General features: G+C 31.8%; 5 protein-coding genes. All 5 read left to right on the top strand.

Annotation, left to right across the window (positions count from 1 at the left end; translation table 11 throughout):
- The first annotated feature begins 131 nt into the window (after positions 1-131).
- The 5 genes from AC4KN9_RS06645 to ltrA all read left to right on the top strand — a co-directional run bounded on the left by AC4KN9_RS06645 (position 132) and on the right by ltrA (position 12,540).
- Entirely contained in the window at positions 132-5,465 is a 5,334-nt protein-coding gene (locus AC4KN9_RS06645; RefSeq protein WP_491017804.1) for an endo-alpha-N-acetylgalactosaminidase family protein, read from the top strand.
- Between the two features lie 240 nt (positions 5,466-5,705).
- Entirely contained in the window at positions 5,706-5,846 is a 141-nt protein-coding gene (locus tag AC4KN9_RS06640; RefSeq protein ID WP_491017803.1) for a hypothetical protein, read from the top strand.
- Positions 5,847-6,037: 191 nt separating this feature from the next.
- Positions 6,038-10,264, top strand: a complete 4,227-nt coding sequence (locus AC4KN9_RS06635; RefSeq protein WP_491017802.1) for a G5 domain-containing protein — start codon at positions 6,038-6,040, stop codon at positions 10,262-10,264.
- A gap of 42 nt (positions 10,265-10,306) precedes the next feature.
- Positions 10,307-10,687: a hypothetical protein gene (locus tag AC4KN9_RS06630; RefSeq protein WP_491017801.1), complete on the top strand. Its 381-nt coding sequence runs from the start codon at positions 10,307-10,309 to the stop codon at positions 10,685-10,687.
- A gap of 599 nt (positions 10,688-11,286) precedes the next feature.
- Positions 11,287-12,540: a group II intron reverse transcriptase/maturase gene (gene ltrA / locus AC4KN9_RS06625; protein WP_491017244.1), complete on the top strand. Its 1,254-nt coding sequence runs from the start codon at positions 11,287-11,289 to the stop codon at positions 12,538-12,540.
- Positions 12,541-12,670: the final 130 nt, after the last annotated feature.

The following is a 12,670-nucleotide window of genomic DNA, read 5'->3' as shown; positions in this document are numbered from 1 at the left end:
AGTTTCTAGTTTTTTATTTCTAAAAAATATTAACAAGAAAACAATATCTATAAAAAAATAACAATAATATATAAAAATGTGCAAGTGTTTTCATGATAATATAATGATGATAACTAAAAATAGGAGGGAACATGGAAAATATACGTAAAAATAAGACGTTTAAGACGTTTTTAACTATGTTATTGTTAGTATGCATGATAGGAAATCATATTTCTTTTGCGACTAATGCTGTTTTGAATGAACAGCCGAAAAAAGCTGAAGAAAAAGCTGATAATACTAAAGATGCAGAAGATACAGCTGGTCAGGATAAAACAGAAAAGGATGCTGATAAAGCAGATGATGCTAGTGATGTGTCTGGTACGGATAAAGCTTCTGATACGGATAAAGCTGCTGATGATGAAAATGTAGCATCAGAAGGTAATGAAAATACAGTGAATAAACAAGAAAAAAAAGAAAATATTGACTGGGAAGCTACATCGGATGTAAAAGGGGAAATCTCAGTTATAGAAAAAAATGGAGTTAGATACAATTCATTAAAATCTAAAGCTGGACAAGAAAACTCAACTGCACCGGCAACATTCACTAAAAATGGCTGGAAAGTTTCAGAAGACGGAAATGCTTCAGTTGAGCTAGAATTTATTGAAAAATCTAGTGAAAATCATGGTAGATTTGGAGTTTTTCTATACTATAAAGATGCAAATAACTTTGTTTTTGTTGGATACGACAAAGATGGTTGGTTCTGGGAATATAAAAAAGATGGACAAGGAACATGGTATAGTGGACAGAGAATGGCGGCGCCACAAGTAGATGAAAAGACCACTTTAAATATATCCTTAAAATCTGACGGTCAATTAAATGCTACAGTAAATGATCAAAAAGCATTTGATACAACAAATATTCCGGAAGATGTATTGACTGCATTAAGAGATCACAAACAAATGCAATTAAAACTTGGATCATTTGGAGACGAGAGAACCAATGTTTGGATTCCAACATCTAATCAAGAAGGTGTTACACCACAGAAAGAAGCTCCAACAATAGAAGGTGAAAATTTAGACAAAAATCAAGAACATGAGGTTATTAGCTCAAATGAAATGAAAATTACCGTTGATAAAAAATTTCCAAGAGTATATAAATATGAAATGGATGGAAAAGTTTTATCTGGTAATATTAATACTGTAGACACAATTGGAATAAACGATACACAGGTAACTCCAAAAGTTAAATTTACAAAGGTTGATGATACAAAAGTAAGATATGAATTAACAGTAAAAGATGAAGCAAATACTATTGATGCCGTTATAACATTAGAAATAAAAGTTGAAAAAAATCAATTGCATTTTGATGTTACAAATATAAAAAACAATTATGAAGTTGTACCAGGAAAATCAATAGATAATGTAGCTAAACTATTAGAAAAGATTGACTTTTCAAATATTCACCTTGTATCTGTTTCTAAGAAAGATACAAATGCAGTATTTAGTGGTGCACGTATGAGTACAAATACACAGAAAAAAGGTGATATACATGTAAAACCAGGTGAAAATCTAGCGAATTCAGGATATATGTATGGATTTGTTTCTACTAATGAACTATCAGCAGGTGTGTGGAGTAATTCACAATTTAGCTATGGTGGTAAAAGCAATGATTATACAAGAGTAACAGCAACAAAACAAGTTATTGAGGGCAACCCATATATTGGTATTGCTAGCTCACCATATATTTATCAAAGAGCATATCAAAATGGAAATGTAAATAAAGTTTACGATGAAAGAACATTTATTTTACCTAAGACAAAAGTTGTATTAACAAAAGATGTAAACAACGATGGTAAGGTAGACTGGCAAGATGGTGCAGTTGCATATAGAGATATAATGAACAATCCAACAGGCCATGAATATGTAAAAGATTTAGTAGCGTATAGAATAGCGATGAACTTTGGTTCACAAGCTCAAAATCCATTTTTAATGACTTTAGATGGTATTAAGAAAATATCCTTAAATACTGATGGATTAGGACAATCTATACTATTAAAAGGTTACGGTAGTGAAGGACACGACTCAGGTCACTTAAACTATGCAGATATTGGTAAGAGAATTGGTGGAGCAGAAGACTTCAAGGCACTCATTAATAAAGCGAAACCATTTGGAGCAAAAATTGGTATTCATGTTAATGCTTCAGAAACATATCCAGAATCAAAATACTTTGAACCGGATCGTTTGAAAAAAACAAATAGTGGAGGCTACTCATATGGTTGGAACTGGATAGATCAAGGTATCAATATTAATGCTGATTATGATTTAGCTCATGGAAGATATCAAAGATTTGCCGATCTAAAAGAAAAAATTGGAGAAGGATTGGACTTCATTTATGTCGATGTATGGGGTAATGGTCAATCTGGAGACAATAGTGCTTGGGCAACACACATGATATCAAACGAAATCAAGAGTCTTGGATGGAGACCTACATTTGAGTGGGGATTTGCTGGAGAGTATGATTCTACATTCCAACACTGGGCAGCTGACTTAACATATGGTGGTTATACCTTAAAAGGTATCAACTCAGATATTACAAGATTTATAAGAAATCACCAAAAAGACTCATGGGTAGGACAATATCCAGAATATGGTGGAGCAGCAGTAGCCCCATTACTATTCGGATATGATATGAAAGATTTCGAAGGATGGCAAGGTAGATCTGACTATAAAGGATATATAACAAATCTATTTAAGACAAATATTCCTACTAAATTTATACAACATTACAAAGTAAATAAACTTGAAATAGGTGAAGCTACTCAAATGAATCATAAAGGTAATTCATACAAATATGAACCTATGATGAGAGCAGAGCTTATAAACGAAAATGGTAATTTAGAAATCACAAGAAAATCAAATGACTATGCTGGAAACCGTGAAGGATATATGCATAGAACGATGAAATTAGATGGAAAAGTTATTTACGATGGAAATAAATACTTAATTCCATGGAAAAACGATGCTAATGGTAAAACATTATCAAGCAAAAATCAAAAATTATATCACTTTAATGAAGAAGGTGGAAATTCAACTTGGAAACTACCATCATCATGGAATGTATCAAAAGTGTATGTTTATGAATTAACAGATATTGGTAGAACAAATGAAAAAGTTGTAAATGTAAGCAATGGTGAAGTGACCTTAACTTCAGAAGCTAATACACCTTATGTTGTGTATAAAAATGCCCAATCAACTGATGAGCATTTAAGTACTAACTGGAGTGAAGGAATGCATGTTTATGACCAAGGATTTAACTCAAAGAGTTTAGATCATTGGACCATAAAAGGAGATTCTTCAAAAGCTAATATAGCTTATTCACAAGGTTATAATCCTATGTTGAAAATTGCTGACAATGAAGAAGAAGTTTCATTAACTCAAAAATTAACAGGCTTGAAACCTAATACAAAGTACGCAGTATATGTAGGTGTTGATAATAGAAGTGATTCAAAAGCTAAAATCACTGTGAATACTGGAGAAAAAGAACTCTCCAATTATACAAATCACTCAATTGCTTATAATTATGTCAAAGCTTACGCTCATAACACCTTAAGTAGAAATGCTACAATAAATAACTCATCATATTTCCAAAATATGTATGTATACTTTACAACAGGTGATAATGTTGATAATGTAACATTGACATTAAGCAAGGAGTCAGGTGAAGGAAGTTCATATTTCGATGAAATAAGAGTCTTTGAAAATAAATCAACTATGTTCAATGATTCACATGACACAAAAACTGGATCAGACGTCGTATTTAAGCAAGATTTTGAAAATGTAGCACAAGGTATATTCCCATTTGTAATAGGTGGAATAGAAGGTGTAGAAGATAATAGAACACACTTAGCAGAAAAAAATGAACCATACACTCAAAGAGGTTGGAACAACAAAGTAATAAATGATGTTATTGAAGGAAACTGGTCAATTAAAACTAATGGACTAGTATCAAGAAATAGATTAGTTTACCAAACAATTCCTCAAAACTTTAGATTCGAACCTGGTAAAAAATATGAAGTATCATTTGATTATGAAGCAGGTTCAGATGGAACATATGCTACAATAGTTGGTCATAAACAATATGATCAAAGTGCAATAAATGATTTTGATATAAATGGATTAAAAAATACTTGGGAAGGTTCAAATAAACCTAAGAGAGTAAAACTATTTATTGAAGGTTCAGAAACTGGAGAAACATGGTTTGGTATCTATTCAACAGGTAAAGCACCAGAACTAAAAGGTACAGGCGGAAACGAAGCTAACTTTAAATCTTACAAAGATTTCATGTTAGACAATCTGGTAATTAGAGAAGTTGAGTTTAATGCTAAAGATATTTTAGATGAATTCATAAAAGATATAAAACCTCTGGAAGATGAAACTCCTTATACAGAAAATAGCTTAAAAGCATATAAAGATAAGTTACGTGAACTTTTCTTAGTAAAACCTGAAGAATTAACTGTAGAAGAAGCTAAAAAACTTATAAAAGAAGTTAAAGCAGCGTATTACAATTTAGAAATAAAGAGAACAACAATTACTAGCGAAGACATCGAATCATTCGAAGCGAATTCACAAAATGCTTCAAGTTCATTGGAGAAAGCTTTCGATGGTAATGAGTCAACATTATGGCATACAGCATGGAATGGACAACATGCATTTGATCCTGTAAATATTACTCTTGTAAAACCTACAGAAATTAAATCATTAGAATATTTACCAAGATCAAACGGGGTAAATGGTAGATTAAAATCTGGTAAATTTACAATTACTGATGAAAATGGTAAGGCACACGAATTTACATTCCAGGATTGGGAAAACTCAGCAAAAAGAAAAACTATTGATTTTGGTAAAGTGATAAATGCTAAATCAATTAGATTAGATATCACTGGTACCTATGGTGATACACCTAATGCATTCTCATCTGCTGCTGAATTTATTATAAATAAAGTGGTAGAAGAAGAGCAAGAAAGAGAAAAAGTGGATTATGAAAAAGTACTATCTACACTTAATAAACTTAAAGGATATAAAGTGACAGATGCAGTACTATTAGATACATTGAAAATCAAAGATAAACTACAACCTTTCAATTTATTAACAGCTGAAATGGCTAAAACAATAATTGAAAAATCTGAGCAAATTTTAGCAACTCAACCAGCTCCAAAGAATCCTGAAGAAACATCAAAGGAAACATCTGAAGAAACACCTAAAGAAACAGAAGGTGAAACATCAAAAGAAACACCTGAAGAAACAGAAGGTGAAACATCAAAAGAAACACCTGAAAAAGAGAGTCGAAAACCAAAAGATAATAAAGATTTATCAAATAAGAATCCAGGTACTGGAGATTCTGGAATTACAGTATCATTAGTACTGTTATTGTTTGCGACATCTATGATTTTTGTAATAAATAAAACAAAAAAAGAAAATAATTCCTAAATAAACTGACGCAAGTTTTTGTTTAATAAATAAAGATGAATTTTAATCATCTAAAAAGGTTCTAGATTTAATTTCTAGGACCTTTTTTGTTTGTATAATAAAGAATGGAAATATAGCATAACAAAGGGAACTATATAAATTTACAAATATGTATTTTTGTAGTAAACTATAGCAAGAAAATTAATATATATTATATTTAATTTTGATAAAAATTAGTAACTTATTTTAATAGGAGGGAAAATGGATGATAAGAAAAAAATAAATAAAAAATTTATTTTAAATACCATCAAGAAATTTACAGTTAGTGCCTTAGTTGGTGCAATGTTAATTAATTCAAGTGCATTCACGGTAAATGCCCAAGAATCAAGGGGGGGGGGGTAGATAAACAAGCTACCCAAGGTGCAGAAAACACCAATCAAGCTGATGATAACATCCCAGTACAAAAACCTGATGGAGATGGAAAAGTAGTTTTTGAAAAAGACGGATTTAGATTTGAGTTAATAGATGATGTTGAAGCAAATAAAAAAGAGAGATATAACGGAGAATATGTTAGTGAATATCGTCATAAAAGATTGAATATTACTTACTCAGGTGCTGAAAATATTGAAAACGCCACATTAAAATTATCACTTCCTACAGAAGTAACCAATAAAAAAGAAAATGAAAGTCACTCAAATAATATTAACTTTAGATTGAATAATGTTGAAGATACTAAATCTTATACTAATGAGAATAATCAGTATATTGAAATAAATGAAAAAAATATAACTTCCGGTGTTTATAGCCGTTCAATTCCTCTTGAGTTTAAGACAGATTCATATGCTAAATTAGTTGAAAACCTAAGAGTAACACTAAGCACAGCAGATAATAAACTTATAGACACTAAAATGCAAGTGGAACAAAAAGGACTGCTTAAATTAACAGAAGCAGATTTAATTAACACTGAACTAAATATTTATTATATAAAGTTCAAGGATTTAAATAAAAGATTACTTGGATATCAAGATTTAAATCCAGATGACCCTACTATAAGACGTAATAACCTTAAATTAGAATTTAATTCAAGATTTAGAGGTAAGGATGCACATAAAGGACCAGTATATGTATCTAATATAAGTTCTGAAATAAGATTTCCTTCTGAATTTAAGGAAGTTACAATAGAAAATTTAAGACCTCTATATAATACAAAAAAAATAAATGCAACAACATACAATGTAACATTTTCTAATACAATATTGCATAAAAACGATTCTTCAGAATATGAATTAGAATTATATATCAAAGATATTAAACACTCAGCAACGGATCCATTAGTTGAAAATCCAGAGCAATTTGTTGATAGGATTTATCTCAATAAATATAAAGAACCTCCAACTGACAAACAAAAAACACTTAGCATGTCAGCATCGATTTTTGGACAAACTATAAACTATGAAAATAATTTTTTTTGGGGATTCAGAAATACAGGTCTAAAAGAACCCAATAAACTTAAATATGCCAGTGTTAATGAAATACGATTTCCATCTATAGAAAAACTAAAAAAAGAATATAAAAAAAATCCAAATATATTTTCAGATAGATTAAATAGTGAAATACTTGCTGAAAAAGGTAGAAATAATGAACTTACATTTGATTGTATTAAAAGAAAAATTACCATGCCTACAGATAGTGAAAATAAACCACTATTTAAGATAAAAAGTATATCTTTTGTTGGCGATGCTAAAGAAATAATTAAAGATAAAGATGTTATTGTAAAAATAAATGATACAGTATTAAATAAATCTACTGAAAAAGAAGCCTTTTATGAAAATACATTAAGTGATGATGTATCGACTTATACTATTGACATAAAATTTGCAGAACCGATAAATTTACCTAAATCTAAAAATAATAATTGGTTTCGATATATTAGAGTAGAGTATGATGTAGTCGACATAGATAAAGCTGAACAATTCTTAGAAAATCCTGCAAAAGCCGAGACTTTTCAAAAGGTAATTGTCGATAGATCATCTGTATATAATAACGACAAACAAGAGGCTGACGATTCTAGAAATGTATTATCTATACTAATAAGACCAGGTGAATTACAAGATTTAAGAAATGGAACGAAAGATTACGATACACATAATAAATTATCATTTAATGAGTTGAATCAAACTATACAAATTAATAAAAATGTTTTAGACGCTGGTTTTATAAATGGAGCAAATAACTATTGGACTTCATTTACTTTTCAAAGTGAAGATAAAGAACATTATAAAGGTGAATATAATATTGGTAAAGTAACCATGAAAGCAGAAGTAACACCAGGTCTTGAAATTGACTATTCTGAATTTAAGAATGTCGAAGGATTTTCATATACAAAAGAAACTGTAGGAGGTAAAACTGTATATACCGCTACATTAACTAATGTAGATGCATATAAAGCGTTTTCTGATGATGTTGTTGATGGTAATTTAGTAGGTAAGATTTTAAGAGCACCTATCACTGCTACAGAAGGTATATTTAAAGGGAAACAATATTCATCAGCACATTTAGAAGCTAAATATAGCGTATTTGTAGAAGATACACCTGAGAAACTTAAAGTTCCTGATACACTAAAAAAAGGTAGCGAAGAATCTCTGACATTTACGGGTCAAATTGTAATGCCACAGGGACTAAGTCTAGAGCATTCATTCTCAACATCACAAGATGAAAACTACAAAAATACTGATACTGTAGGTTCGGTACTTCACAATGAAGATGTCTATCTAAAAGCATCATTTATTAACCTAGCTGGTACAGTACAAGAAAATAAAGGATTTATATTCTTCTTACCAAGAAAAAATGGATATACATTCACTGGATATCAGACAAATAAGCATGATGTGTATTTGAAAGAATTACCACAAAATGATAACTACAATGTCTACTATACAACAGATACATTAAGTGCAAATAGTACGCATGATAACACTACATGGACACAAGTTACTCAGCAAAACAATGCCCTTAATTTACAAAATATTACAGCAGTTAAGCTAGAGAGAAAAACCTCACTTCCAGCATATACAATTGATGAGATTAAACTTAAAGTATTAACACCTAATGAAGACATTGGATATGATGTAGACTTTAAGTCATATGTAAGCTTGTATGATACAAAAACAAAAGTGGTATCAGCTCCAAATGTATCTACATTTAAGATTGCACCATTAAAAGCAGTTACAACTAATGTTTCGATACCTCACGGAGAAAATGTAACTGAAAGTCCAGCAGTACCAAAAGGTGAACAAAGAGTAACTGAAGGTCGTGATGGTAATATCCAAACAACAAAACACTACAAACAAAGAAATGGTTTAATAGTTGATGAAAATAATCCAGTGAGAGTAGATGAACCAGTAAGAAAAGATCCAGTTGCTAAAGAAATAGTAAAAGGTACAGGGGTGCTACCAACACTTGCCGTAAAAGAAGACTATGTAAATAATGCTACAAACAAAGTAAGTGTAAAGCCTGATGATGCAAATACTCAAAAAACAAGCGTTAAATTCTATAACGAGGCTGGTCAAGTAATTGACAAAGAAATAAACGCCCTACAATTAAAATATGGGACAACTCTTGATGAATTAAAACAAATGCTTTATGCAAATGATAAAAATACTGGAGATATCGATTTATCACGTGTGACACATACATTTAAGGACGATAACAATCCATTTACTGACAATAAAGCAACAAAAGTTGGAAGTGGATATAGCGTGACATTTAAGCTTGTTGATGAGCATATGACTGATAAATTTACAGAACTAACCGTACCATTTGAAGTACTAGAAGCAGATAGAGTATTCTTACCAAAAGAAGATTTAACATTTAATCAAAAAAATGAAACCACTGAAAGAAATCAAGATGGTAATTTAATAACTTATGTAGGTAATGTAGAAAATAAAACTGAAACAATACCAATGCAAACTATCTACAAAAAGCTATACAAACAAGATGGTACACTAGCAGAAGGTATTACTAAAGACGAACTTCCAGAAGACTTAGCATTTGGACAAAGCTATGTGAAAAATGAAGGAAGTGAAGGAACAAAGAAAATAAAAGTAACTTATGAAGTAAATTCAAAAACTGGTGAAACTACAAATCCTAAAGAAGAAGTAATAAGTGAAACTACAAATCATAGAATAGAGTATGTAAACAATCGTCAAATGATTAATGAAACTGACAACTTTACAACACGCTATGAAGCAGATGATACACTAGACTTCAAACAAGAAAAAACAAAGACTGAAGGTAAAAATCGTATTAACAAATACTATGAAATATATCTAATGGATGATAAAGGTAGTGTATTTAAACCTGAAGAATCACCAAATAAAAAAGATATAGACGGACTATCTGAAGTTAAGAAAATTACAATTGAAAATCAAGCTTTAGAACAAAAAGTAATTGGTATAGGTAACATTGAAACCACAAAAACCCCAATCGACTTTAATACAACTTATCAACCAAAAGAAGATTTAACATTTGGTGAAAAGAAGGTATTAGTAGAAGGGAAAACAGGGACTGAAACAATTAAATATCAATATGATGTAAACCCACAAGATGGTTCACTAAGCAATAAGAGAGAACAATTACGTGAAACAGAAAAAGCTAGAGATAAAGTAATTGGTGTAGGTGCTAAAAAGGTAGAAGAAGTAACACTAAATCACGGACATCAAGAAACTACCGATAATCTATTAGCTAAGGGAGAAAGAAAAGTAATCCAAACTGGTAAAAATGGACTTGTAAAATACACATATAAATATGTGGTATATTGAAGTACGGGGAAATTTACTGGAAGAGAAGTTCTTGAAAGAGAAGTGTTAGAACAAGCACAAGATGAAGTAGTTGCAGTTGGAACATTTGAATCAAGTAAGGAACAACCAGAAACTCAGGAAACACCTAAAGAAACAGAAGGTGAAACATCAAAAGAAACACCTGAAGAAACAGAAGGTGAAACATCAAAAGAAACACCTAAAGAAACAGAAGGTGAAACATCAAAAGAAACACCTGAAAAAACAAAAGGTGAAACATCAAAGGAAACAGAAAAAGAGAGTCGAAAACCAAAAGATAATAAAGATTTATCAAATAAGAATCCAGGTACTGGAGATTCTGGAATTACAGTATCATTAGTACTGTTATTGTTTGCGACATCTATGATTTTTGTAATAAATAAAACAAAAAAAGAAAATAATTCCTAAATAAACTGATGCAAGTTTTTGTTTAATGAATAAAGATGAATTTTAATCATCTAAAAAGGTTCTAGATTTAATTTCTAGGGCCTTTTTTTTGGTATGACGGGCATGTCATCAATCTGTGGTGAAAGTCCACTAAGGGCGTAGTTGCCAACGAACCTCACAGTAATTCCCAAGGTTTGCACCGTGAGATGCAGGCGAGAAGAAGGGATAGCAAAATTGTAGCCTGACGAACAGAAACCTAATACTAAGGCTTGCACGGTGGACAAGCGGACCAAAAGTCGTGAAGTCCAAAAGGCAACCGTAAACCATGCAAGTAGATTAGGCAGGTAGACAAGGAAAGATTGATGGCTTATCCCGTGAGGTCTCACTAGCGAATAAGTAGTAACAACGAATAGTGAGAAGTCAGCAAAAGCCATAGTAGTATTGAAGCCTTTGTAATAGAGGTGGAGCGAAGGGCTGAATAATTCAAAGTCAAATGGACTTGCAAAAGTCTGTATCCATATCCGACGAGAAAATCGTACCAAAGACGTAACGGCGGAAAATTTTCACAGGAGTTAGGAGTAAGAGGATACAGAGCATAACAAAGAAAGGAGACAATCCAAATGTCAGAACTGCTAGAACAAATACTCAGTAGAGAAAACATGTTTGCAGCATTAAACAAAGTGAAAGCAAACAAAGGAGCAGGAGGAATAGATGGAATATCCACCGAAGAAATAGACCAACATCTCAAAAACAACTGGGTAGAAATTAGAGACAAAATTCGAAGAAGAAAGTATAAACCAAAACCGGTCAGAAGGGTAGAAATACCAAAACCAAATGGAGGTGTACGCAATCTAGGAATACCAACAGTAGTAGACAGAGTAATAGAACAAGCAATTGCACAAGTTCTAACACCAATAGCAGAACCACACTTTAGTGATAAAAGTTACGGTTTTAGACCAAATCGCAAAGCACAACAAGCGATAGTGAAACTTCTTGAATACTTTAACGACGGATACAGCTATATTGTAGACATAGACCTAGAGAAATTCTTTGATAACGTCCCGCAAGACAAACTCATGACCTTGGTTCATAACCTCATAAATGACCCAAACACAGAATCCTTAATTAGGAAATATCTTAATGCGGGAGTAATGATAAAAGGAAATTATGAAGAAACACCCAAGGGAACACCACAAGGAGGAAATCTATCGCCCCTTCTAAGTAACATAATGCTAAACGAATTAGACAAAGAACTAGAAGCAAGAGGACTACACTTTGTAAGATATGCAGACGACTGCATAATAGCCGTAGGAAGTAGCGCAGCAGCTAACAGAGTAATGGCAACAGTAACAAAGTGGATAGAAAAGAAACTAGGACTAAAAGTAAATGCAACAAAATCCAAAGTCACAAAACCAAGAAAACTAAAATATTTAGGATATGGTTTTTGGAAAGACAAAGCAGGATGGAAAGCAAGACCACACAAAGAATCAATCCGAAGGTTTCAAAGAAAGTTGAAACAGTTGACAAAGAGGAGTTGGTCAGTACCAATGACCTATAGAATCAACAGACTGAACCAAGTAATTAGAGGGTGGATAAACTATTTTAGACTAGGAGATATGAAGACGGTCCTTAGAAAGATAGATGAACGACTTAGAACAAGAATGAGAATAGTCATATGGAAGCAGTGGAAGACAAGTGGGAAACGCCTATGGGGACTTCGAAAGTTAGGCGTTCCGATGTGGATGGCAAAACAGTCAGTAGGATTTGGAGACCACTATCAAGCGGTTGCCAAAACCACAGGACTACATCACATAAACAAAGAAATCCTCGCAAAGCGAGGACTTCAAAGTTGTTTGGATTATTATTTGAATTAAACCGCTGTATGCCGAACGGCACGTACAGTGGTGTGAGAGGGGCTACATGTTAGCTCCTACTCGATTTTGCATAATATAGATAATTAAATTTTGTTAATTTTTCCATGAAAAAAAGAGAAAACGATTGCCT

The sequence above is a fragment of the Helcococcus sp. SA-HE-C1 genome, from assembly GCF_985670335.1.
Note: the sequence above shows the minus strand (reverse complement) of the source record. Positions and strands in the feature narration are given on the sequence as shown.